General features: G+C 53.0%; 29 protein-coding genes and 1 tRNA gene. 9 read left to right on the top strand and 21 right to left on the bottom strand.

All coding sequences use genetic code 11. The features are described from left to right. Positions 1-87: 87 nt before the first annotated feature. The 14 genes from FLZ89_RS13060 to FLZ89_RS12995 all read right to left on the bottom strand — a co-directional run bounded on the left by FLZ89_RS13060 (position 88) and on the right by FLZ89_RS12995 (position 6407). On the bottom strand, positions 88-309 hold the full coding sequence (locus tag FLZ89_RS13060; RefSeq protein ID WP_141264739.1) for a Sec-independent protein translocase subunit TatA/TatB: 222 nt from the start codon (positions 307-309) through the stop codon (positions 88-90). A 47-nt stretch (positions 310-356) separates the two neighbouring features. Beyond that, the gene (tatC, locus tag FLZ89_RS13055) at positions 357-1100 is read right to left on the bottom strand and encodes a twin-arginine translocase subunit TatC (RefSeq protein ID WP_141264740.1); all 744 of its coding nucleotides are present in this window, start codon (positions 1098-1100) and stop codon (positions 357-359) included. A 68-nt stretch (positions 1101-1168) separates the two neighbouring features. After that, entirely contained in the window at positions 1169-1870 is a 702-nt protein-coding gene (ubiE, locus tag FLZ89_RS13050) for a bifunctional demethylmenaquinone methyltransferase/2-methoxy-6-polyprenyl-1,4-benzoquinol methylase UbiE (protein WP_141305124.1), read from the bottom strand. Then, complete coding sequence (locus FLZ89_RS13045) at positions 1867-2547, bottom strand: hypothetical protein (RefSeq protein ID WP_172613620.1); 681 nt, start codon at positions 2545-2547, stop codon at positions 1867-1869. The genes ubiE and FLZ89_RS13045 overlap by 4 nt, the downstream gene beginning before the upstream one ends. Positions 2548-2727: 180 nt before the next feature. Then, entirely contained in the window at positions 2728-3105 is a 378-nt protein-coding gene (gene speD / locus FLZ89_RS13040) for an adenosylmethionine decarboxylase (protein WP_054936805.1), read from the bottom strand. Between the two features lie 183 nt (positions 3106-3288). Further along, positions 3289-4188 carry a phosphogluconate dehydrogenase (NAD(+)-dependent, decarboxylating) gene (gene gnd, locus FLZ89_RS13035; RefSeq protein ID WP_141305123.1) on the bottom strand — a complete coding sequence of 300 codons (900 nt, stop codon included), beginning with the start codon at positions 4186-4188 and terminating at the stop codon, positions 3289-3291. Positions 4189-4264: 76 nt separating this feature from the next. After that, on the bottom strand, positions 4265-4489 hold the full coding sequence (locus tag FLZ89_RS13030; protein ID WP_141305122.1) for a hypothetical protein: 225 nt from the start codon (positions 4487-4489) through the stop codon (positions 4265-4267). 181 nt (positions 4490-4670) lie between these two features. Beyond that, positions 4671-4823: a hypothetical protein gene (locus FLZ89_RS13025; protein ID WP_216363902.1), complete on the bottom strand. Its 153-nt coding sequence runs from the start codon at positions 4821-4823 to the stop codon at positions 4671-4673. Between the two features lie 4 nt (positions 4824-4827). Further along, on the bottom strand, positions 4828-5034 hold the full coding sequence (locus FLZ89_RS13020; RefSeq protein WP_141305121.1) for a hypothetical protein: 207 nt from the start codon (positions 5032-5034) through the stop codon (positions 4828-4830). Between the two features lie 127 nt (positions 5035-5161). Next, positions 5162-5239 (bottom strand) — tRNA-Pro (locus FLZ89_RS13015). 85 nt (positions 5240-5324) lie between these two features. Further along, complete coding sequence (locus tag FLZ89_RS13010) at positions 5325-5528, bottom strand: hypothetical protein (protein ID WP_141305120.1); 204 nt, start codon at positions 5526-5528, stop codon at positions 5325-5327. Beyond that, positions 5507-5647, bottom strand: a complete 141-nt coding sequence (locus FLZ89_RS13005) for a rubredoxin-like domain-containing protein (protein WP_129588675.1) — start codon at positions 5645-5647, stop codon at positions 5507-5509. The genes FLZ89_RS13010 and FLZ89_RS13005 overlap by 22 nt, the downstream gene beginning before the upstream one ends. Before the next feature lie 105 nt (positions 5648-5752). Continuing rightward, positions 5753-5914 (bottom strand): rubredoxin, encoded by a 162-nt coding sequence (gene rd, locus FLZ89_RS13000; RefSeq protein WP_083476630.1) that lies wholly within the window; start codon positions 5912-5914, stop codon positions 5753-5755. A gap of 112 nt (positions 5915-6026) precedes the next feature. Continuing rightward, on the bottom strand, positions 6027-6407 hold the full coding sequence (locus FLZ89_RS12995) for a desulfoferrodoxin (RefSeq protein WP_141264759.1): 381 nt from the start codon (positions 6405-6407) through the stop codon (positions 6027-6029). 198 nt (positions 6408-6605) lie between these two features. Between FLZ89_RS12995 and rbr the strand changes: the two genes are divergently transcribed. From rbr to rd (FLZ89_RS16595), 4 genes are all read left to right on the top strand, one after another. After that, positions 6606-7181, top strand: coding sequence for a rubrerythrin (gene rbr, locus FLZ89_RS12990; RefSeq protein ID WP_141305119.1), 576 nt, complete (start codon positions 6606-6608; stop codon positions 7179-7181). Between the two features lie 17 nt (positions 7182-7198). Next, entirely contained in the window at positions 7199-7456 is a 258-nt protein-coding gene (locus FLZ89_RS12985; protein ID WP_141264761.1) for a hypothetical protein, read from the top strand. A gap of 69 nt (positions 7457-7525) precedes the next feature. Beyond that, positions 7526-8725 (top strand): nitric oxide reductase FrpA, encoded by a 1200-nt coding sequence (gene fprA, locus FLZ89_RS12980; protein ID WP_141264762.1) that lies wholly within the window; start codon positions 7526-7528, stop codon positions 8723-8725. A 44-nt stretch (positions 8726-8769) separates the two neighbouring features. Beyond that, positions 8770-9459: a rubredoxin gene (gene rd, locus FLZ89_RS16595; protein ID WP_141305118.1), complete on the top strand. Its 690-nt coding sequence runs from the start codon at positions 8770-8772 to the stop codon at positions 9457-9459. Positions 9460-9522: 63 nt separating this feature from the next. Here the strand turns inward: rd (FLZ89_RS16595) and FLZ89_RS12970 are convergent, their stop codons facing one another. The 7 genes from FLZ89_RS12970 to FLZ89_RS12940 all read right to left on the bottom strand — a co-directional run bounded on the left by FLZ89_RS12970 (position 9523) and on the right by FLZ89_RS12940 (position 16776). Then, positions 9523-10260: a hypothetical protein gene (locus FLZ89_RS12970; protein ID WP_141264764.1), complete on the bottom strand. Its 738-nt coding sequence runs from the start codon at positions 10258-10260 to the stop codon at positions 9523-9525. 15 nt (positions 10261-10275) lie between these two features. Next, positions 10276-11508 carry an NAD(P)/FAD-dependent oxidoreductase gene (locus tag FLZ89_RS12965; protein ID WP_141305117.1) on the bottom strand — a complete coding sequence of 411 codons (1233 nt, stop codon included), beginning with the start codon at positions 11506-11508 and terminating at the stop codon, positions 10276-10278. Next, complete coding sequence (locus FLZ89_RS12960; RefSeq protein WP_141305116.1) at positions 11505-11960, bottom strand: 4Fe-4S dicluster domain-containing protein; 456 nt, start codon at positions 11958-11960, stop codon at positions 11505-11507. Before FLZ89_RS12960 ends, FLZ89_RS12965 begins: the two co-directional genes overlap by 4 nt. A 17-nt stretch (positions 11961-11977) precedes the next feature. Beyond that, the gene (locus FLZ89_RS12955; protein ID WP_141264767.1) at positions 11978-13486 is read right to left on the bottom strand and encodes a glutamate synthase-related protein; all 1509 of its coding nucleotides are present in this window, start codon (positions 13484-13486) and stop codon (positions 11978-11980) included. Beyond that, positions 13468-14574 (bottom strand): class II glutamine amidotransferase, encoded by a 1107-nt coding sequence (locus tag FLZ89_RS12950; RefSeq protein WP_141264768.1) that lies wholly within the window; start codon positions 14572-14574, stop codon positions 13468-13470. Before FLZ89_RS12950 ends, FLZ89_RS12955 begins: the two co-directional genes overlap by 19 nt. 53 nt (positions 14575-14627) lie before the next feature. After that, the gene (gene glnA, locus FLZ89_RS12945) at positions 14628-15962 is read right to left on the bottom strand and encodes a type I glutamate--ammonia ligase (RefSeq protein ID WP_141264769.1); all 1335 of its coding nucleotides are present in this window, start codon (positions 15960-15962) and stop codon (positions 14628-14630) included. 157 nt (positions 15963-16119) lie between these two features. Then, a complete protein-coding gene (locus FLZ89_RS12940) occupies positions 16120-16776 on the bottom strand; it encodes an ANTAR domain-containing response regulator (protein ID WP_253256489.1) in 657 nt (218 codons plus the stop codon). Between the two features lie 208 nt (positions 16777-16984). Here FLZ89_RS12940 and FLZ89_RS12935 point away from each other — a divergent pair, with 208 nt between their 5' ends. The 5 genes from FLZ89_RS12935 to FLZ89_RS12915 all read left to right on the top strand — a co-directional run bounded on the left by FLZ89_RS12935 (position 16985) and on the right by FLZ89_RS12915 (position 21844). Continuing rightward, on the top strand, positions 16985-18127 hold the full coding sequence (locus FLZ89_RS12935; protein WP_141305115.1) for a PRK06851 family protein: 1143 nt from the start codon (positions 16985-16987) through the stop codon (positions 18125-18127). 118 nt (positions 18128-18245) lie between these two features. After that, complete coding sequence (locus FLZ89_RS12930; RefSeq protein WP_141264778.1) at positions 18246-19352, top strand: glycosyltransferase family 4 protein; 1107 nt, start codon at positions 18246-18248, stop codon at positions 19350-19352. A 21-nt stretch (positions 19353-19373) separates the two neighbouring features. After that, entirely contained in the window at positions 19374-20075 is a 702-nt protein-coding gene (locus FLZ89_RS12925; RefSeq protein ID WP_141264779.1) for a glycosyltransferase family 2 protein, read from the top strand. A gap of 121 nt (positions 20076-20196) precedes the next feature. Further along, a complete protein-coding gene (locus FLZ89_RS12920) occupies positions 20197-20658 on the top strand; it encodes a hypothetical protein (RefSeq protein WP_054936823.1) in 462 nt (153 codons plus the stop codon). A gap of 67 nt (positions 20659-20725) precedes the next feature. Next, on the top strand, positions 20726-21844 hold the full coding sequence (locus FLZ89_RS12915) for a glycosyltransferase family 4 protein (RefSeq protein WP_141305114.1): 1119 nt from the start codon (positions 20726-20728) through the stop codon (positions 21842-21844). Positions 21845-21873 lie beyond the last annotated feature (29 nt).

The raw sequence follows: 21873 nt of genomic DNA, 5'->3' as shown, positions 1-21873 counted from the left end.
CTCCAACAAAAAACGCTTTACTGGTGCTGGCCCCGGAAATTTTCCCAGTAAAAAACGGGAGTTTATCTCCCGTAGCTTACCACTTTTTTAACTGATCTGTTTAGTGGCTTTCTCTTTACTGGCATTGCTGTCGCCTTCGTCTATTTTGACCGCTTCTTTGATTTCCTCAGTTACGGAATTGGTAGCATTCTTAAATTCCCTGATACCCTTCCCCAGGGCGCGACCTACCTCGGGCAGCTTGCCGGGGCCAAAAATAATCAACGCCAGCACTAAAATCAAGATTAATTCAGGAGCTCCCAAACCGAACATCCTTCTCACCTCCTGTTAAGATTATTGTACACCTGTTTCTTTTAAATTTAAATACCTTCTTCCTTGGCCTTTTCTTCCCGCCTTCGTCGTACCAGGTAAGAAATCCAGATGCTAACTTCATAAAGGGCAATTACCGGTAAAGCCATTAGCGTTTGGGAAATCATATCCGGCGTAGGGGTAAGAATGGCCGCCAGTATAAAGATAATTAAGACAGCATATTTACGGTTTTTAGCCAGAAATCGGGGTGTTATCAAGCCTAGATGGGTGAGAAGCATAATAACCAGGGGCAACTGGAAGACGGCCCCGAAGGGTAAAATAAACATGGTCAAGAAACTAAAATATCGGGAGATGGAAATCAGTGGCGTAAAGCCTTCACTGGCACTTACTAGTAAAAAATGAATGGCTGCCGGGAAAACTACCAGGTAACCAAAAACTATTCCCCCGGCAAAGAGCACTATTGATGCCGGCATTAACATATAAATCAGCCGCCGTTCATGGCTGTGCAGGGCTGGCAGGACAAAGCTCCACACTTCCCAGAGAATCACCGGTAGAGCTAGGAAGATAGCTGCCACGAAGGAAATTTTAATCGTCGTGAAAAAGGCCTCCCAGGGAGTGATAAAGACCGGGTTTATGCCTAGCTCCTTAATTGGTCGCAAGATTAAAACCAGCAGCTGGCCCCGGAAGCCAAAATAAACAGCGATAGTTGCGATCACTAAAGCAATAATAGACACCAGCAGTACCCTGCGCAAAGCTTCCAGGTGTTCCGTCAGGGTCATAGACTTATCTTCCACCGCTCCACCTCCTTTTAACCCTTTTATGGTTAGTTTCATTATACTGCCGTTATCATAGCAGGGCAACATTATTTCTTTATACCCACATGGACGGCTACAATGCCGCCCGTCAGCTCGTGATAACTTGCCCTGTCCAGGCCCAGGTCACGGAAGTATTGCAATATTTCTTCCTGGTGGGGATAGCCCTTAAGGGAAAGGGGCAGATAACTATAGGGGCCATCCATTCCCACCCCAAGGCGTCCTATTAAAGGCACCAGGTGGTCAAAGTACAGGTAGTAAATATGCTTAAAAATGGTTCGAGAAGGTTTGGCTAATTCCAGGGAAACCACCCGTCCTCCCGGCCGTACCACCCGCCTCATTTCCGCCAGGCCCCGTTTGATATCAGGGAGGTTGCGCAGGCCAAAGGCAATGGTGGCGCAATCAAAAGTATTATCCGGGAAGGGAAGATCCATGGCATTACCTTCTACCAGCTGTACCAAATGGCCGTAGGGACTGGCTGCCAGGCGGCGACGGGCGACCTCAAGCATGCCCGGAGCAAAATCTAGCCCCACTACCTGGCCGCCCGGGGCTACGGCCCGGGCCAGTTCTAAAGAGAGCATACCGGTGCCACAGCAGACATCCAGGGCCTTGTTCCCAGGTGCAAGACCTGCCCGGGCTACGGTAAAGCGGCGCCACCCCCGGTCGCAATTAAAACTTAGAATCGTATTTAACAGGTCGTAGCGGGGAGCAATGTTGTTAAAAATGCCACGTACATATTCCTCTTTGGTCACAGGGCCATCACCCGTTCGACAGGCAGCTCTTCGCTTAATTGAATAACCAGTTCACCAAGGAGCTCCCTTACTGTTCCGGGAGCAAGTTTTTCTACGGCCTGGCTGGCTTTTACGGTTACTGGTTGGCCATTCCACAGCTTGCCTAAAAGTAAGCCTATCTCCTGCCACGCCTGAGCCAACCAGGGTTCGGCCCGACCTAACTGGCTACCCAGGGAAGTCGCCGCGGCAGCCAGGTATTCCCGCATGCGAAAACTTTTGGATGAAGATGGTTTTTCGTGTTGCCGGGCCGCATCCAGGTGTATCTGGCAAATCAATTGGGAAAGGGGTGCCAAAAATTGCAGATTACCATCGCGACAGAGGAGATCAAAAAAACGGGTGTAGAAATAATCTCCTACCAGGGTTTCCAGAGCTACCTCATCCTTAACATTGTTATGAATCAATGAGGCCAGGAAAATAAATTGAAATACGGCAGCCAGAGAAAGCGCCCTGGAGCCAGAGTAACCCTGGGTATGGGCGCTCAAAAGAACTAGAGCAGGTAGAAAATCTTGATCTAAATGGTTCAAAACAGGCCAGGTGACCCCGGGTAACCTTCGCCCTTGCAAGCGAGTTTCCCTTAGCAAGCGATGGCGAACCATTTCTAGCTCTGGTTGTAATAGTTTAAACAGGGCGGTCAACATCCAGCCCTCCTAAATATAAAAATAAGTATTCCATTTGATATTCTATTCTTTAAAGCATATTCCTGCTGGTTATTTGAACGCAAAAACGCCACAGGCCCTGCAAGTTTTCTCCCTGCAAGGCCTGTCAGCTCCTACCCTCACTACTACCTTTACATGTAGGTAATAAAATAAATATCCCTCCTACAGATTTACCGCTGCCGCCCGAGGAGGTTCCATTACGCCCCGTTCAATTTCGGTGGCGTGGACTTCGCCTGCTTGGAACTGCTCGGTTAAGTACCTGCAGGCATCCCAGGGATTTACCCTTTCACCACAGGTAAAAACATCAACGGCAGCATACCCTAACTCCGGCCACGTGTGGATTGCCAGGTGCGATTCGGAGATGACCACCACGCCGCTGACACCCTGAGGGCTGAATTTATGGAAGCAGACTTCCCGGATTTCGGCACCGGCCTCCAAAGCAGCTTTAACCATGATTTCTTCGACCTTTTTGATGTCGTTTAAGATCTCGAAGCTGCATCCATAAACCTCAGCTAAAACATGACGGCCCAATGCGCGCAATTATCATTCCTCCTCCAGAATAAAAGTGGAGCATGACATCAATCAAATCCAATTGTAACCCCACTCCCCCTTATTGTCAACTAAAAATCGCAGCAGATGTCGGATAAAGTTGAGGGCTTGTCTTTAGAGGCTATAAGAAGCGGCCTGGTACCAAACCATGCCGCTTCTTAGCCTTTTAGCCCTTCAATATTTCCGGGCCACCTCGTGGCCGCCGAACTCGTGGCGCAGGGCGGCCACCACCTTGGTGGCGAAGCTTTCCTCCTGCTCGGAGCGGTAGCGCATCAGCAAGGCTGCCGTGATTACCGGCGCCGGTACCTTCAGTTGCAGGGCTTCCTCCACTGTCCAGAGGCCCTCACCGGATGAATAAGCGATATCTTTTATGCTTTCCAGAGTAGCGTCTTTGCTAAGGGCACTTTCCATGAGGTCCATTAGCCAGCCGCGGATTACCGAACCGTGGCGCCAGACCCCGGCCACCGCCCTGAGATCCAGTTTAAAGGGCCCTTTTGCCAGGACTTCCATCCCCTCGCCGATGGCCTGCATCATGCCGTATTCGATGCCGTTATGGACCATTTTAACATAGTGGCCGCTGCCGGGGGGGCCGGTGTGCAGGTAGCCCCCGGGAACGGTTATATCCTTAAACAAAGGCTCCAGATAGGTAAAGAGCTCATCTTCGGCTCCCACCATACAGCAGGCGCCATAGCGAGCTCCCTCTATACCGCCGCTAGTACCGGAATCAGCGAAGCGAATACCCTTTTCCTTTAAAAATTGATAACGGTGTAAAGTATCCCGGTAATGAGAATTACCCCCGTCGATGATAATATCGCCGGGAGCAAGCAGGGGTAATAGCTGTTCAATAACCTCGTCCACGGCTTTGCCGGCAGGGATCATTAACCAGATAAGGCGGGGAGATACCAACTCGCCTACCAGCTCTTCCAGGCTGAAAGCACCTTTAATCCCACGGGCGGCGGCCTTTTCCACTGTCGACCTCGTGCGGGCGTACCCTATCACTTCGTGACCATGATCCAGCATATTGAGGGCCAGGTTGAGGCCCATTTTGCCTAAGCCTATTAAGCCGATTTGCAAAATAAAACCTCCTCAGGTATATTTATATGGAATATACAAACAGCCTAGTCTCAGATAACCTCACCCTGGATGTTTTTCAATTGGCTATAATCTCGCGCATACGATCTAAAAAGATCTGAATATCTTTACGCAAGGATATCAGCGTTTCCGGTAGCTTCTGTACCAATCTTTCCAACCGTTCGGCTGCCAGGTTGAAACCGTAAACGTTAAGAAAAACATGGCGGAAGCCGCGGTATTCGTCCAACAAAGCCGCCGTTTCTTTCCGGATAAATGGTTTTAAAAATATTTTCTGCCGCCACATAAAAGTCATGCAGAATCGAGCCAATTGCCCGCAGGAAAAAAGAATCGCCAGCGGGAAAAGCTATCCTGTTATTCTGGCCTCTGGCTATTAAACCTTTAGGAGGCTAGTTCAGCCTCCAGGCGGGCCATATTCTCCAGTTCCTGGCGTATGCGGCCTTCTAAGATAAGGAATTGCTCTCCGGTCATAGCTCCAATCCCTTTTGCCTGACTTCTAACAATAAACCTGCTACAGCGTCTTCGGCCAGAACTATGCTGGGCGGAAAGGGTGCTGTGATAGCCTCTACCTCCAGCCACATGCGCCAGTAGTGGTCTTTAGCTGTAAAGCCTTCTATCAATAAATCAATATCGGAATGAGGGGGTAAAATACTCACTCCAGACCAGGGAACCATAAAGGTAGACTTTTCTAACCTTGTATTTCTCTTTTAACCAGCTGGCAGCCAGGCGAGCTTTTGTTAGCGCTTCCTGGCGGCGGTTTATGGTAGCCTGCTTTTCTATTTCAGCCCGCCGCTGCCAGGCCTTTCGCATGGTACTAATATCATCCAGCACCATGTTCCCCGCCTTTCTTACTTAAAGCTCACCACTGCATTACATTGTATCGTTACTTTTTTTACCAGTTAACGGCTATATCTTAAGAAGTGAAAAATAAAAGACGCCATTATGGCGTCCTGTAAAATGGTCGGAGCGACTGGACTCGAACCAGCGGCCTCTACCACCCCAAGGTAGCGCTCTAGCCAAACTGAGCTACGCCCCGTTCTTCCTCTGTGCAAGGAAAAGTATATCACTTGACGAACGGCATTGTCAAGGGGCGATTCTGGCGCAGCCCGGGGCAAGTAAAATTATTTATTCTGCAGGGCGCTGTGCAGTTCGCACAGGTGCCGCCTTTCCTGGCGTAACAACTCATCAATCACGGCTGTCTCAGTTACAGAAACAAGGTTTTTTAAACCGCTGAAAAACAGCAGGGCATCCTTTTCAAACTGGATGGCGAAAGTAAAATACCTGCTATCAACTGCCGTGTTAACTATATAGAGCCGCCGCCGCAATCAGGGATATAGCAGTTGGCATCGACAAAACTACAGGTTGACTGGCAGGAAGGACATTTTTCCGGAGGGGCTTCCCCTTCAAAAGCATAACCACATACGGAACAGCGCCATTTATTCATGCCAATATGCCTCCTTTAGACTCTAGCCCAGAAAACTTTTGTCGCCTTATTGCAACTGCAGTCAGCCATTTATAATAATGGCGCCTACCGGTTAACAGGGTGCTTTCAGGCTTCAGGTTCAAACATCTCTTTGCCGGCGCTGCACACCGGGCAAACCCAATCTTCCGGCAGGTCGGCAAAGGGCGTATCCGGGGCGATGCCGTTAGCAGGATCGCCTTCAGCCGGGTCATAGACATAGCCGCACGCTATGCAGACATATTTTTCCATTAAAAATGCACTCCTTGCCATATTATCTTACCCGGGTATACCGCCCGGGTTAATTTGACTTCAAATAACGTAAAGAAACATGCTGAGCTGGAGTGATTATTTTTAACTTGGTTTAATTATTGGACCGCCAGTGGCCGTGGAGGTTGCAATAGGCGCGGGCCGTGGCACTCCCGGATTCAGTACAAAAAACTGCCTCGGGAGCGTCACCGGGATCCAGGTGCTGTCGCAAGACCTGGCCGCCGGCCTGCAGTTCGATCCACTCAATATAATGCTTTTCTTCCATTGGATGGGGAATACTGCCAACGGTCACTTTAAAACCACCATTAACTTTAGTAACTACCGGGACATGCTTTTCCTTGCTGGCGTCTACAGTGTTCTCCGTCAATAACTCCATGGGTTTGCCGCAGCATACCAGGGCCCCAACACCGGGATGGAGGACCTCGACAATATTACCGCAAACATTGCACCTGTAAACCTGGCCGATTGCTGTCATAATGAAATTCCCCCTTTTAGTAAGGATTACTATTCGCAATTAATATTCGCTATAATTTCCCTTTTTTCCTGCCGGTTATAAAAGTTTTTCAAAAAAAATTTGCCTTTTAATTGCTTAAACCATCAACTGATGCCTGCCTTGACTTCCTAACTTTGGTAAGGTAAAATGGCGTCGAAATCTTATAGAGGAGTGAGCAATATGCCCGGTCTTAAAGGTACCCGGACGGAAAAAAACCTGCTGACGGCTTTTGCCGGCGAATCCCAGGCTCGCAACCGCTATACTTACTATGCCAGTCAGGCGAAAAAGGAAGGCTATGAGCAAATTGCAGCTATCTTTTTAGAAACTGCCGATAACGAAAAAGAACATGCCAAGCGTATCTTTAAATTCCTGGAGGGCGGCGAAGTAGAAATTAGCGCCGCTTTCCCGGCCGGTACCATTGCCACTACTTCCTTGAACCTGGCCGCCAGTGCCGACGGGGAAAATTACGAACATACCAACATGTATCCCGAGTTTGCCCGGGTAGCTGAAGAAGAAGGTTTCAAGGAGATAGCTGCCGTCTTTCAGGCCATTGCCCGGGCCGAGAAGGGACATGAAGAACGCTTCCGCGCCCTGCTGGCCAATATAGAAAATAACCGTGTCTTTAAGCGGGATGAAAAGGTAATGTGGCGCTGCCGCAACTGCGGCTATATCCATGAAGGCAATGCCGCCCCGGAAGTATGCCCGGCCTGTGCTCATCCCCAGGCGTTCTTTGAACTACAGGCGGAAAATTACTGAGGAGTGGTGACGGCCTTATGTCTTGCCCGACGATTATGGCCATCCTGGTTGACAACCGGCGCGAAACGGCGACTAAAGTTCAGGAGATTTTAACCAAGTATGGCTGTATTATCCGGGTGCGCCTTGGCCTCCACGAAACTGAGGCCTGTAGCGACGAAGGATTGATTATCCTGCAGTTATGCGCCCCTGAAGTCCAGGTCCAGCAGCTAAGGGATGAGCTTAACGCCCTTAGCCGGGTAAAAGCTGAGGTAATAAAGCTGACATTGGATGATTAATTAGCCGCCCTGTTTTACTGATAGGCGAGGATGAAAAAACAGACCGGCCGAAAGGATGGTTAAGGACTCATGAGCCAGCCCGTTACCATTGCGGAAGGTATTTACTGGGTGGGTGCCATCGACTGGAACATCCGCTACTTTCACGGCCCCGCCTTTTCCACCCACCGGGGTACTACATATAATGCCTACTATATTGTCGATGAAAAAACCGCCCTGGTGGATACCGTTTACGAACCCTTTCAAGAGGAATTGATAGCCAAACTGAAGCAAATCCAGGACCCGGTCAAAATCGATTACCTGGTGGTCAACCACACTGAAAGCGACCACGCCGGCGCCTTCCCGGCCATCATGGACCTATGCCCCGGCGCCCACGTCCTCTGTACCCAGCGTGGTTATGAAAGCCTCAAGGACCATTACCCTCATCTTGATTTCCAGTACACCATCGTCAAAACCGGGACCAGCATCAGCCTTGGTAAACGTTCCCTGGCATTTATCGAAGCGCCCATGCTCCACTGGCCCGACAGCATGTTTACCTATGTTCCCGAAGAGGCCCTGCTCCTTCCCAACGATGCCTTCGGCCAGCATATCGCCTCCAGCGCCCGCTTCGATGATCAAGTAGATGTGGGACTAATTATGGACGAGGCGGCCAAGTATTACGCCAATATCCTCATGCCCTTCAGCAGCCTGATTACCAAAAAGCTGGAAGAAATCCAGAAGATGAATCTGACCATTAAAACCATTGCCCCCAGCCACGGCATTATCTGGCGGCAGGATCCCTACCGGATCATTGAGGCCTATGCCCGCTGGGCTGAAGGCAAAGGTACGGCAAAGGCCGTTATTGCCTATGATACCATGTGGCTGAGTACGGAAAAGATGGCTTATGCCCTTCTGGACGGCCTGGTGGCCGGGGGCTGTGAGGTCAAGCTCTTCAAGCTCTCCGTATCCGACCGCAATGATATTATCAAAGAGATCCTCGATGCCCGCGCCGTCCTGGTAGGCTCACCGACCATCAATAACGACATCCTGCCGGTGGTCTCTCCCCTCCTGGATGACCTGGTGGGCTTAAGGCCGAAAAATAAAATCGGCCTGGCCTTCGGTGCTTACGGCTGGGGGGGCGGCGCGCAGAAGATCCTGGAGGAACGTTTAAAGGCCGCCAAAATTGAGTTAATTGCCGAGCCCGGCCCCACAGTGAAGTGGGTGCCTAAAGAGAGCGACCTGCAGCACTGCTATAACCTGGGCCGGGAGATGGCTATAAGAATTAGGGGCTAGAGGCGTTATGACACTCTGACTTACATTTACATGGAGGGATAGTTTTGGATATCAAAGCCCTACATACCATTTCCTACGGGCTGTATGTGGTTACGGCCAAAAAAGACAATCGTTTCAACGGCCAGGTTGCCAATACCGTCTTCCAGATTTCCTCGGAACCGCCGACAGTTGCTGTCAGCATCAACAAGCAAAACCTGACCCATGAATTTATCCAGGCCGGCAGGAGCTTTGCCGTCTCGGTCCTGGCCAAGGATGCTCCCCTCTCCCTCATCGGCCAGTTTGGCTTCAAATCCGGCCGTGAGGTAGACAAGTTTGCCGGGTTGAACTACAAACTAACGCAGTCAGGTCTTCCTTACCTGGCTGAACACACCCTGGCCTACCTGGAAGCTAAAGTAAATCAAACGGTTGACGCCGGCACCCACAGTATATTTATCGGCACTTTGACGGATGCCGCCGTCCTCCAGCAGGGTGACCCCATGACCTATGCCTACTATCACCAGGTCAAGCGCGGCACAACCCCAAAAACGGCGCCGACCTTTGTCGCCGCCGGGACGGAAGCCGGGACGGCTACCACTGCTCCCAGGTACCGGTGCACTATCTGCAATTATATCTATGACCCGGTCCAGGGCGACCCGGAACACGGCATTGCTCCGGGTACCCCCTTTGAGGACCTGCCGGGTGACTGGGCCTGCCCCATCTGCGGTGCCGGCAAAGAAGCCTTCGAGAAAATTTGATTGCGCCCCCCTGGATTAGCAAAAGCCATCTGTCTCACGCAGATGGCTTTTTGTTCATTTCACTCAATAAGCATACAACGTACCATATGGCCGTTTATTGTAGGGTATCAACTTGGTAAAGGGACGGGCCAGGATCTTTTCGGCCTCCAGGTCAAAGTAACGGGCAAAATCGCCAACAATTTTCCGCAGGCGCTCCTGGTCGGCGGCTGTAAGCGGTACTGCTTTAACTTCTTTACCCAGGTAGAAAGAATCTACCTGGCCGCGGATAAAGATTTCGCCGCCGTGCATCCCGGTGCCTATAAAATTACCCACAACAGCTTCCCCTGGTTGTAAATCCAGGCCTAGGAGGACCAGGGTGCCGCCGGCCATGTACTCGCCGAAAAAGTCTCCGGCCTTACCGCCGATGACAATCAAAGGGTTTTTATCCCGGAAGGCCTTCATGTGGATACCTACCCGGTAGCCGACATTACCACGGATGAAAATCCGGCCGCCGCGCATGGAGTAACCGGCTATATCGGTGGCGTTGCCGTGGATAATTACCGTGCCGTCGTTCATGGTGTTGCCCACGCCGTCCTGGGCATTACCAAAAACCTCTATTTCCAGACCATCCATAAGGGCCGCCAGGTTGTTGCCCGGCACGCCGTAAACCTCCAGCCGGGCCCGGCCCTGGACCCCGGCACCGATATAACGCTGGCCGTTGACGTTTTTTAAAACCAGTTCCCGGCAGCCGTTATCCAGGAGGGTCCTGATGGACTCATTCAGGGTTTGATAAGACAGTCCCCGGGCATCCAAGGTTTCCATAAAATCCCCTTCACCTCACTCTGCCAGCTTTTGCTTCCAGATGGTTTCCGGTAAACTTAAGAGACCAAAATCTGGCCGCAGCAATGCATCTTTAAAGGACGTGACCTCAATGCCTTCCTCGAGCAACTGGCGGTAGATGCCGGCCCGATCGATTTTATTGATCAGCAGCGCGCCGCTCAAGCGGTTATCCTTTAAAACCAGCTTGCGGTAGACCAGGGTGGCAGGGTCTACTTCCGTCAGGAGTTCATATCCCTCACCGGTGGCGACACTGTTACCCATGCTGATAATATGCAGTCCCAGGAAACCAAGGGCGTTATAGGGCGGTAAGGGTAGATAGGTCTCCTGTGCCCCGGCCATATTGCGCCCAGCTATTTTCCCCTGGATGGCAGCATGGGGTAGTAAAGGCGGGTTGCCATCCACCACATCCCCGGCGGCGTAAACGCCGGGTAGGCCGGTGCTGAGGTCCGGTCCCACAACGACGCCGCGGTTAATGGTTACCCCTGGTAAACCCTCGAGCAGCTCAACGTTAGGCCGCACGCCGATGGCAATCACCAGGATGTCGGCCTTGAGTTCCCGGCCGGATTTAAGCTCCATATGGAGGTGGCCATCATCCTCCTGGCGGATGCCGGTCAGGGTATCGTTTAAATAAAGGCTGATACCATTATCCTGCAGGAAGCCGGCTATTAAAGCTCCCGCTTCCGGGTCCAGGGCTGGGGCCCAGATGCGGTCGGCCAGCTCCACCAGCGTTACTTTGACGCCCCGCTGCACCAGGCTCTCCATGGCCTTGAGGCCCGTGGGCCCGGCCCCCAGAATTACGGCTTCCCTCCCGGGGATGGCAAAAGCCTCCAGGCGACGAACGTCGTCATAGTTTATAAAGGTAAAATAGTTGGCCGCGGTTAACCCCGCAATTGGCGGCACAAAGGGCCGCCCCCCGGTGGCTAGGAGCAAACGGTCGTAGGGGAGCTTCTCACCGTTATCCAGGTGGACCTGGCGGACTTCCGGGTCCAGTTTTACGGCCCGGCGTCCCAGGAGGACGCGGACGCAATTTTTTTCATAAAACTCTTGCGGCCGGTAGGGCATATCCTGGTCCTGGACCCGCTTTTCCAGCCAGTAGGAAATCAGGGGCCGGCCATAGGCATAATAGTTTTCCGCCGAGACGATGGTAATGGAACCTTCCCGATCATATTCCCGAATTCCTGCGACGGCGTTGACGGCAGCTACGGAATTGCCGATAATGACGTAGTTCATGCCCCTGCCCTCCTTTCCTCAAAAACAAGGGCCCGGTTGGGACAACCGACCACGCAGGCCGGCTCATCAGCCTCCCGGCAGAGGTCGCATTTCAAAGGCACCGGGCGGCCGTTTTTCTCCCCGGGCCGGATGGCGCCATAAGGACAGCCGGCCACACAGGTCCAGCAACCCACGCATTTATCTTCCTGGCAGTAGACAATCCCCGTCTCCGGATCTTTGACCATGGCCCCCGAGATGCAGCCGGCCACACAGCGGGGATCATCGCAGTGCCGGCACTGGACGGCTACCGAAAGGGGCAACCGCTCTTCGACAATAACCCGCGCCGTACCCCTTAAATTCTCACGCTTGTAGGCCCGGAATAGATCGCGGCTGCGGGAATGGGCTACAATGCAGTTCACTTCGCAGAGGTGACAGTTCATACAGTAGGCCGGCCGGGCGTATACTTTTTTCACTGGTGTTCCCTCCCCTGCTACATTGCTTCGCCAGCATGCTTGACACCCAGGAGCTTCAGTTCTACTTCGTTCAAGCCAACGCCCCGCAGGTGCAAGCGGTTGCCGCGCAGGCTTTCAATGGAGTTGATGCCCATGCCGCCCAGCATTTCTTTTATCTCGTGGGACCAGCCCCGCAGCAGGTTGTAGAGGCGTTCGGCGCCGATTTCCGGGTTCAGGCGCCGGCTGCGGTAGGGATCCTGGGTGGCGATGCCCCAGCTGCACTTGCCGGTATAGCATTTCTGGCAGAGGTGGCAGCCCAGAGCAATCAAGGCGGCGGTGGCGATGTAGACCGCGTCGGCACCCAGGGCTATGGCTTTCACCACATCGGCGCTGCTGCGGAAGCCGCCGGCAGCCACCAGGGATACCCGGTTGCGGATACCTTCCTCGCGCAAGCGCTGGTCCACGGCGGCAATGGCCAGCTCGATGGGAATACCCACATGGTCGCGGATCATGGTGGGCGCCGCCCCGGTTCCCCCCCGAAAGCCGTCAATGGCGATGATATCGGCCCCGGCCCGGGCAATGCCGCTGGCAATGGCCGCCACGTTATGGACGGCCGAAATTTTGACGGAGACCGGTTTCTGGTATCGGGTTGCTTCTTTTAAAGTAAAGATTAATTGCTTCAAGTCTTCAATGGAGTAGATATCATGATGGGGAGCCGGTGACAGGGCGTCGGTCCCCTCAGGTATCATTCGCGTCTCTGCCACAGGCGCGGTAATCTTTTCCCCCGGCAGGTGGCCGCCGATGCCCGGTTTAGCCCCCTGGCCGATTTTAATTTCGATCACGCGCCCGGCATTCAAGTAGTCGGCATGGACGCCGAAGCGGCCCGAGGCCACCTGCACCACGGCATGATCGGCATACTCGTAGAGATCCCCCGGCAGGCCGCCTTCGCCGGTATTAAACAGGGTGCCGAAGGCTTTCGCCGCCCGGGCCAGGGATTCAAAGGCCTCATGGCTGATGGACCCGTAGGACATGGCGGAAAACATGATGGGGGTCTCGATGGGCACCAGGGGGGTGCTGGTTTTATCTTTGCTTTCCTCCCGGCTTACCGGCTCGGCACGGCTGCCCAGGTAAGTCCGCAGTTCCATGGGTTCCCTTAAGGGATCAATGGAAGGATTGGTCACCTGACTGGCGTTAAGGAGCAGCCGGTCGAAATAAGGGGGGAAGGGCTGATCGTTCCCCATGCCGGTGAGGAGCACCCCGCCGGTTTCCGCCTGCTTGACAATGTTGCGTAAGTGTCCTTCCGTCCAGTGGGCATTGGGCCGCATGGGCGGCGGGTTTTTATAAATAGTCAGCGCCCCGGCCGGGCAGATGCTAACGCAACGCTGGCAATTAACGCAGTTGGCATCAATGGCATAGAGACGGTCGTCTTCCGCGTCATACTGCTGGGCGTCAAAGCCGCACTGGCGCACGCAGGCCAGGCATTTAATGCATTTGTTGTCATCGCGGACGACACTGAATTCAGGCGGCATCAGGCTGAGAGACGGCATTGGGATCCCTCCTCCAGGCGGCCGATGACCGGCTCGCCGCCCTGCGGGTACCATACCTTTTCCACGTCAGGGCAAATTTCCCGGATGGCTGCTTCCTCGCTGGCCACATACAGGGTAGTACCTTGAGAACCGGCCACCAGAGGCCGCAGCTTGATGCGGTCGTTGAGGGCCATAATGCCGCCGCTGAAGCCGACAATGATAGAAAAGGGCCCGTTCATCAAAAGGCTACCGTAAACTACCCGCAGGCGAGTATAAAGGTCGCGTTCCGCTGCCGGCAGGCGGTCAATTGCCTGCCAGAAGGGGGCTGCCAGGACCCTGGCCGCCAGTTCCAGGGGCAGTTTATGGCGCCGGACCAGTAAATCTATGGCATAGGCCACTACTTCGGTATCTGTCTGCAGGGTCATTTTATATCCGTACATTTCTAAAAAGCGCCGGTTGGCCCCGTAGGAAGATATCTCGCCATTATGAACTACAGACCAGTCCAGCAGGGTAAAAGGGTGGGCGCCGCCCCACCAGCCGGGGGTATTGGTGGGAAAGCGGCCGTGGGCAATCCAGCTGTAGGCCTGGTACTCGTCCAGGCGGAAAAACTCGCCGATATCTTCCGGATAACCCACTCCTTTAAAGGCTCCCATGTTTTTACCGCTGGAAACGACATAGGCGCCGTTGACGCTATCGTTGATACGCATGACCAGCCGGGTCATGAAGTCGGCCTCTGACTCCTGGGATTCTTCAATTTTCGACAGCCTGGGGGTTACAAAATAGCGCCATAGTAAGGGCGCTTTGCCAATGGACCGGACATGACGGGTAGGGATACGGTCTTCGGCTTCAATATAAAAATTATCCTTAATCAACTCTTCCACCTGGTTGCGGCTCAGCTTGTCCTCAAAGAGCAGGTGCAGGGCATAATAATCTTGATATTCCGGGTAGATGCCATAGGCGGCGAAGCCGCCGCCCAGGCCGTTGGACCGCTCCTGCATCAGGGCAATGGACTGGATGATAGCGCTGCCGTCAACCCTGCGCCCGTCTTTATTGATAAAGCCGCTAATGGCGCATCCCGAAGGGATCCGGTATTTTCCCTCCCTGAGCATCGTTGCTCACTCCTTAATATGGAAGTGTGAAGTTAGAGGTGAGAGGTGGGATACTAAAATTTCGTCAGGTACTGGTCGATCTCCCACTGGTGTACCCTGGTACGATATTGTTCACATTCGAGTTTCTGGGCCAGGGTCAGGCGCTCATAGATATGGGGTCCCAGAGCTTCCTTGATAACCTCATCTTCTGCTAGGGCTTCCAGGGCTTCATCAAGGCTTCCCGGCAGGACGCCGATGCCTTCCGCCTGGAGTTCGGCCGGGGTCATGGCAAAGATATTTTTATCCGTCGGCGGCGGCGGGGTCAGGCCTTTTTTAATTCCATCCAGCCCGGCCTTCAGCAGTACGGCCAGGGCCAGGTAGGGGTTGCAGGAAGGATCCGGGTGTCGCACTTCAATGCGGGTGGAAGGACCGCGTTTGGCCGGCACACGGATCAAGGGGCTGCGGTTGCGCGGCGACCAGGCGATATAGACCGGCGCTTCATAACCGGGAACTAGGCGTTTATAAGAATTGACCGTCGGGTTGGTTACGGCCGCCAGGGCGCGGGCGTGAGCCATGACGCCGGCGATAAACTGGTAAGCGGTCTGGCTTAAGCCCAGCCTGTCGTCGGGGTCGTAAAAGGCGTTCTGGCCGTCTTTTGACAGGGAGATATTAACGTGCATACCCGAACCGTTAATGCCGTAAATGGGCTTGGGCATGAAGGTGGCATGGAGGCCGTGACGCTGGGCGATGGTCCGCACCACGAATTTGAACGTGGCAATGCGGTCAGCCGTGGTCAGGGCCTCGGCGTATTTAAAGTCAATCTCATGCTGGCCGGGAGCCACCTCATGATGGGAAGCCTCGATTTCAAAACCCATCTGCTCCAGGGTCAGGACCATGTCCCGGCGGGCGTCCTCCCCCAGGTCCACCGGGGTAAGGTCAAAGTAACCGGCCCGGTCGTGGGTTTCCAGGGTCGGCCGGCCGGAGGCGTCGGTATGGAAAAGGAAGAATTCAGCTTCCGGCCCGGCGTTCATGGTAAAACCCATAGCGGCCGCTTCGGCCATAACCTTCTTCAAGGTACAGCGGGGACAACCGGCAAAGGGCGTACCATCGGGGTTATATACGTCGCAAATGAGGCGGGCTACCGTCCCCTCATGGGGCCGCCAGGGGAAAACAACAAAGGTGTCTGGGTCAGGGCGCAGGTACATATCCGACTCTTCAATACGCACAAAGCCTTCAATGGAAGAGCCGTCAAACATGAGTTCATTGTTGAGGGCCTTGGGCAACTGGTCCACCGGAATGGCTACATTTTTCAATACCCCAAAAATATCGGTAAACTGGAGGCGAACAAATTTTACCCCCCATTCTTCAGCCCGGTTTAGGACAGCCGCCCGTTTTTCCTTGTCATCCATCAGCATAAACCTCCTGCTAAATTGATAGAAGTGAGAGGTGAGAAGTGGGAAGTGGGATCTTCTATAGAAACTGGCTACGCCAGTTTCTTTATAAAAAGCGTCCTGCAAGAAAAGGGCATAAAAACCCTCTCCTTCAGGACGCCGTTGCCCTAAAGGGTTAGTCCGTCTTTTTGGCCTTATTGCTGCCACCCTGGAGTTCATGGGCGACAATAATGGCTTCCGCGATGCTTTTCATGGGAACGCAGCGATCCATACTCTGGCGCTGCATGCGCCGGTAGGCCTCGGCTTCCGTTAACCCCATGGTATCCATGAGAATGCCCTTGGCCCGCTCAATTATTTTCCGCGCCGCCAGGGTCTCCTTCAGCTTGCTGATTTCCTGCTGCAGGCGGCATATTTTCTGGTAATTGGCCAGGGCTGCTTCTACCGCCGGCAACAGGGTGCTTTCCTGGACCGGTTTAATTAAATAAGCAAAGATTGGAAAATCACGCGTACGGGCAAGCAGATTGCGGTGCCAGGAAGAGGCCAGGAGGATAATCGGTGCTACCCCATCTTCCTCGATTATCCTGGCTACTTCCAGGGCATTGGTACCCTGGAGTTCGCTATCTAGAATTATCAGGCTGGGCTGCAGGGTGCGGATCATCCGCAGGGCCTGGCTGCCGTCCGGGGCTTCGCCGGCAATCAAGTAACCTTCCCGAACCAGCATGTACTTCAAGTTTTGCCGGGCAGACGGGTCGGCACTGGCGATAAAAATTTTGGGCTGCTGCATAAAATCTAATCCCTGCCCTCCTCGCGCTACGCCGTTGTAGCACTTCATGGACCCCTTTGCCCTGCGAAATGCTTTTTCATTTGGTATGGCACAATTATAAAGGAAAAACACTGAATTGACAATAGGCAAAACTGATGTATTCAGTATTTCAAAAAATATTTCCGCATAGTGAAAATCATGTTCTTCTTGGACCAAGCAAGTTTTGTGCCTGGGAGCATAAGATTTAAGTAAGTTAATTTTACAGGGAGGTTAAAACATGGGCCAGGGCAAGTTGCGAAGGGTTTTCCCCGGCGGGAATACCTGTGAGGGTTTTTATTCCTTTTATGATTACATTATCGAACCCGATGCCACCCGGATCTTTGTCGTTAAAGGCGGCCCGGGGGTGGGCAAGTCCACTTTCATGCGCAAAATCGGCGAAACTATGCTGGCTAAAGGTTATGATGTAGAATTCCACTGCTGCTCCTCCGATAACAATTCCCTGGATGCCGTGGTTATCCCGGCCATTAAAGTAGCTCTAATCGATGGTACGGCTCCCCATATAGTTGATCCTAAGAACCCCGGTGCGGTAGATGAGATTATCCACCTGGGGGACTACTGGGACGAAAGCAAGATGCGGGCCCATAAAGAGGAAATCCTTAAAGTCAACGCCCGGGTCGGGCGCCTGTTCCACATAGCCTACAGTGCCCTCCGGGAAGCCAAGGTTATCCGCGATGAGTGGGAAAGCTATATTTCCGAGTGCATGATTGAAAGCCAGGTAAACAAGGCTGTGGCCAACCTGCTTCATGCCATTCTCAGCGGTGTAGCGCCACGCTATGACCGGCCGGCTAAAGTTCGCCATCTCTTTGCTACTGCTATTACCCCTGATGGCATCATTACCGGCCATGTAGAATCCCTGCTCCAGGATGTGCAGCAGCTATATACCATCTCTGGTGAGCCAGGTTCCGGCGTGCCCCAGGTGCTGGCCCGGATCGCCGACCTGGCCCACGAAAAAGGATTGCACACGGAGATTTACCATTGTCCCTTCAATCCCCGGAATATTGACCTGGTAATTATACCGGAAATAAAAGCAGCGGCCATGAACGTCCAGCCGCCCCACACTTACGATCCCTCCTGCCTGCCGGAACTCACGGCCATGAAACTTAACCTGTCGGCCTATATCGACCGGGATAAGCTAGGAACTTACGCCCACGAGATCAGCAGCGCCGCCTACCGCTATCAGGCCTGCCTGGATCGGGCCGTGGCCTACATCCGCCAGGCCAAGTTAACCCATGATTACATGGAAACCTTCTATATACCGGCCATGAATTTTGAGGCCATTAACGCCAAACGCCAGGAGGTCCTGCAGCGGATTTTGAACTATGCTGCTGAATTTCCTGAAAACCTGATTAAAGCAAGTTAAAGCTTTTAAAACCCTTCCTAATCTGCAGTATTAGGAAGGGTTTTTGGTAACTATCCGTGGAACAAACGCATAGGTTAACATGAGTACAAGAGATGGAAAAGAAACGGGGTGATACTCCCTGGACCGGCAAATAGCCATTTTTACACCCAACCTGCTGGCCTGGAATGGTCAAGAACCAGTTATCGGGGGCCTGGAAAGATACCTCCACGCCCTGGCAGAACTCCTGACAGAGATGGGTTATGAAGTTTCCTTCCATCAGAACGCCCACCGGGATTTTCAAACTACTTTCCGCGGCTGGCCGGTATATGGCTACCGGGCCGATCAGCACCATTTGCACTTAACTGTTAAACGAATGGAGGAAACTGTCCGCGGGAGAGTGCTTTATTCCTCTATTCTCCAGCAAGTCTATTACCGACCCCGTTCTATTTGCATCTCCCATGGCGTCTGGTGGGAACTACCGGGTTACAGCCCGGCCCACGCCCGGGCTGCCTATGAAAACTATGTCGCTGCCGCCCTTATTCAGGCCACTTTAATCATATCTTGCGACTACAACTTTCTTAACGTTGCTCGGGCCATCTACCCTAATCTGGCCGACCAGAAGGTCCGGGTAATCCCAAACTTTGTCGATTTAAAGCAATTTTATCCCCGCGAAAAGGAACAACAGCCCAGGGTACGCGTCCTGTACCCGCGCCGGCTGGCCCCGGAACGGGGCTTTGACCTGTTGAAAGAGGTTATCCCTCCTTTACTGGCTGAGTACCCCGACCTGGAGTTTTACTTTGCCATTGATACAAATACCCCCCGGTACCTGGAGATTTTTCATGCCTGGCGGCAAAAGGAGGCCCATAACGGGCGTATTCTTTACAGTCATCCAGACTTTAACGCCATGCCGGAGGTTTATGCCGCTGCCGATATAGTTGTTATTCCCAGTATTTATTCGGAGGGTACCAGCTTTTCATGCCTGGAGGCCATGGCCATGGGTAAGGCTGTTATTGCCACCAATGTTGGCGGACTCACCAACCTGATTATCGATGGCTATAATGGCCTGTTAATCCATCCCTCCAGGGAATACCTGACCCAAGCCCTGCGCTTTTTAATCGATCACCCCCGGGAACGCCTGCGCCTCGGCGCCAATGCCGCTGCTACCGCCCGGGCCTTTGACCGTCGCCTCTGGGAAGCCCGCTGGCGGCAGTATATCAACAAGGTTTATCCTTTGGATAAGCAGTAGTTCGGAGGGGAAGCAAGTTCTATGCCCAAGGTTACGGCCATGATGATCGTCCGTAATGAAGCCAATCGTTATCTGGAGCGTTGCCTTAAAGCTTTGACTAACTATGTTGATGAGCTGGTCATCCTGGACGATGCCTCTACGGATGCTACTCCGGAGATCTGTTTGAATTTCCCCATGGTTAAACTTTATCGCCGCGATACCCCTTTATTTCTTAAGGATGAAGCTCAGTTGCGCTGCGAACTCTGGCACCATACTGTTGCTACCAACCCCGAATGGATACTGGCCATTGATGCCGATGAATTCCTGGAGACCAGGGTAGAACGGGAACTCCCTTATTTGTTAAAACAGGATCTCTTCCCAGCTATTAGCTTCCGCCTTTTTGATTGCTGGGGCAGTGAAGACTACTACCGCGTCGACGGCCTCTGGAATCCCTGGCTGCGTGGTTTTTCTATCTACCTCGTCAAGTACCAGCCCTGGCTGGATGCCGCCTGGCCATTACAAAAATTTCACTGCGGCCGCCTGCCTCTAGCCTACCGCCACCTGCCCCACTTGGAAAGCGATCTGAGGATCAAACACCTCGGCTGGGCCAACCCGGCTGACATCCGGGTTAAATACGAGCGCGCCGTTAGCCAGGATCCGACCTTTAAATATATGCCCCGGGAACATTATGAAAGCATCCTCTGGCCAGCGGATAAAATTCAGCTCGAAAAATGGCAGGACTAGATAACTTCTCCGTGCTAAGATGCATATAGTAATATTAATCCAGAAAAAGGAAAGACCCCCTTTGTTAATACCAAAAAGGCACAGGGGGAAAGAGAAAAGCTTGTAATAAGGAGTGATCTGCATGGCTCTAACCGCCAGTGCCACTGTTACTGGCAGTACGGCAGGAACTGCCGATGTAGCTCTAACCTTAAGCCCGACCACGGCTCTTTTTTCCCCGGCCAACCTGGTTCCCGGCCAGTCTGTCGGGTCGCCCCAGCTGCAAGTGTCAAATACCGGTACTGTAGACGAGTATTACTTTATCTTTGCTGACTGGAAGGAAGTAAGCCCTACTACTCCCCGCGAGGCCCAGTTACTTGCCGACCGCTTAAACATTTATATCGAAGCCAGCCCAGCAACAGTGCTCTATAATGGCACTCTTTCCGGTCTATACAACCAGCCTTCTAGTGGCCGCCTGCTGGTTTCTCCCTATGATGATCTGCTGACCTTCGTCGTCAGCCTGCCTAGTACTGCTGGTACCATAGCCCAGAACCTGGACTTGAGCGTCGATCTGGTCTTTACGGCCCAGGCTTCCCCCCTCGCTTAATGCCCTAGCCCGGCCCTTGGCCGGGCTTAATTTTGTAGAGCTGATTGCAAGAAGGTGAGAAAGAGATATGACGACTAAAAAGGTAGCTTTATTAACGACTAACTTTTTTCACCCTACTAACGAAAGAATTATTATGGGCGGTGCGGAGCGTTACCAGGTTGACCTCTGCCGCCTGCTCCGCGAGCTAGGTTTTTATGTTGAGGTCTGGCAGATAGGCAGCGGTTGGACCCGGGAATTCGATGGCGTGCGTATCCGCAGCATCCCGGTTTCTAAAAGCGAATACCATACCTTTCCCGATCTCAGTACAGCCTTTTACGAGAATTCCATGGCCTTTGATTACGCCATTTATTTCATCCTTACCCTGGCTTACCCCATAGCCCGGGAAAAAAGCATTGCCATTAGCCACGGGATCTTTTGGGATTGGCCGGGTTTCGACCTCATGGCCGGACGCCTGGAGGAACGCCAGGAATGGTTAAGGCGGCTTGGTATTGCCCTGACAGGGCCACAAAAATTAATCTCTGTAGATACCAACACCATTAACTTCTTCAATGCTACCCTCCCCGGCTTTTATCACAAATGGGAGTACATCCCCAATTATGTTGATACTGACCTTTTTCACCCACCTGAAGAGGAAAAAAATAGCACGGATACCATCCGTGTCCTCTTCCCCCGCCGGCTGGTTCCCGTTCGCGGGATTAATGAAACCATGCGGGCAGCAGAAAAATTGACGGCTCGCTATCCCTGGATTGAATTTCATTTTTGTGGACGCGGCCATGATGACAACGCCGAAAGGCTCATGTCCCAGTGGATTGCTACCCAGGAACGTTGTTTTTACTACTGGAAGCCCCTGGAGATGATGCCTGAGGTTTACCGCCAGGCGGATATTGTCATCATCCCTTCACGCTCTACCGAAGGCACGAGTCTGGCCGCCCTGGAGGCCATGGCCAGCGGCCGGCCGGTAATTGCCGGCCTGGCAGGTGGCTTGAGCGACATTGTTTTGCACGGCTACAATGGTTATCTAATTAAACCGACTGTGGAAAATCTGGTGGCGGCCATCGAAGATTTGGCCCGGGATAAAGCTAAAAGGCAGATCATGGGCCAGAGGGCTCGGGAAGTGGCTCTGACTTTCAACCGTAAGATATGGGCCGAGCGTTGGGCCAGGGTTCTGGAAACAGTTTTTCGCTAATTGTCTGGTTTTGGACTCACCGGGTGGGT

This window comes from Moorella sp. E306M, assembly GCF_006538385.1.
Lineage (GTDB): Bacteria > Bacillota > DSM-521 > Neomoorellales > Neomoorellaceae > Neomoorella.
This window is presented reverse-complemented; position numbering and strand designations above follow the sequence as displayed.

Coding starts and splice junctions, on each gene's coding strand:
- FLZ89_RS13060 (WP_141264739.1), bottom strand. CDS start 309: ATGTTCGGTTTGGGAGCTCCTGAATTAATCTTGATTTTAGTGCTGGCG.
- FLZ89_RS13045 (WP_172613620.1), bottom strand. CDS start 2,547: ATGTTGACCGCCCTGTTTAAACTATTACAACCAGAGCTAGAAATGGTT.
- FLZ89_RS13030 (WP_141305122.1), bottom strand. CDS start 4,489: ATGTGGCGGCAGAAAATATTTTTAAAACCATTTATCCGGAAAGAAACG.
- FLZ89_RS13005 (WP_129588675.1), bottom strand. CDS start 5,647: ATGAATAAATGGCGCTGTTCCGTATGTGGTTATGCTTTTGAAGGGGAA.
- rd (WP_083476630.1), bottom strand. CDS start 5,914: ATGGAAAAATATGTCTGCATAGCGTGCGGCTATGTCTATGACCCGGCT.
- FLZ89_RS12995 (WP_141264759.1), bottom strand. CDS start 6,407: ATGACAGCAATCGGCCAGGTTTACAGGTGCAATGTTTGCGGTAATATT.
- rbr (WP_141305119.1), top strand. CDS start 6,606: ATGCCCGGTCTTAAAGGTACCCGGACGGAAAAAAACCTGCTGACGGCT.
- FLZ89_RS12985 (WP_141264761.1), top strand. CDS start 7,199: ATGTCTTGCCCGACGATTATGGCCATCCTGGTTGACAACCGGCGCGAA.
- fprA (WP_141264762.1), top strand. CDS start 7,526: ATGAGCCAGCCCGTTACCATTGCGGAAGGTATTTACTGGGTGGGTGCC.
- FLZ89_RS12970 (WP_141264764.1), bottom strand. CDS start 10,260: ATGGAAACCTTGGATGCCCGGGGACTGTCTTATCAAACCCTGAATGAG.
- FLZ89_RS12965 (WP_141305117.1), bottom strand. CDS start 11,508: ATGAACTACGTCATTATCGGCAATTCCGTAGCTGCCGTCAACGCCGTC.
- FLZ89_RS12955 (WP_141264767.1), bottom strand. CDS start 13,486: ATGCCGTCTCTCAGCCTGATGCCGCCTGAATTCAGTGTCGTCCGCGAT.
- FLZ89_RS12950 (WP_141264768.1), bottom strand. CDS start 14,574: ATGCTCAGGGAGGGAAAATACCGGATCCCTTCGGGATGCGCCATTAGC.
- glnA (WP_141264769.1), bottom strand. CDS start 15,962: ATGGATGACAAGGAAAAACGGGCGGCTGTCCTAAACCGGGCTGAAGAA.
- FLZ89_RS12940 (WP_253256489.1), bottom strand. CDS start 16,776: ATGAAGTGCTACAACGGCGTAGCGCGAGGAGGGCAGGGATTAGATTTT.
- FLZ89_RS12935 (WP_141305115.1), top strand. CDS start 16,985: ATGGGCCAGGGCAAGTTGCGAAGGGTTTTCCCCGGCGGGAATACCTGT.
- FLZ89_RS12925 (WP_141264779.1), top strand. CDS start 19,374: ATGCCCAAGGTTACGGCCATGATGATCGTCCGTAATGAAGCCAATCGT.
- FLZ89_RS12920 (WP_054936823.1), top strand. CDS start 20,197: ATGGCTCTAACCGCCAGTGCCACTGTTACTGGCAGTACGGCAGGAACT.
- FLZ89_RS12915 (WP_141305114.1), top strand. CDS start 20,726: ATGACGACTAAAAAGGTAGCTTTATTAACGACTAACTTTTTTCACCCT.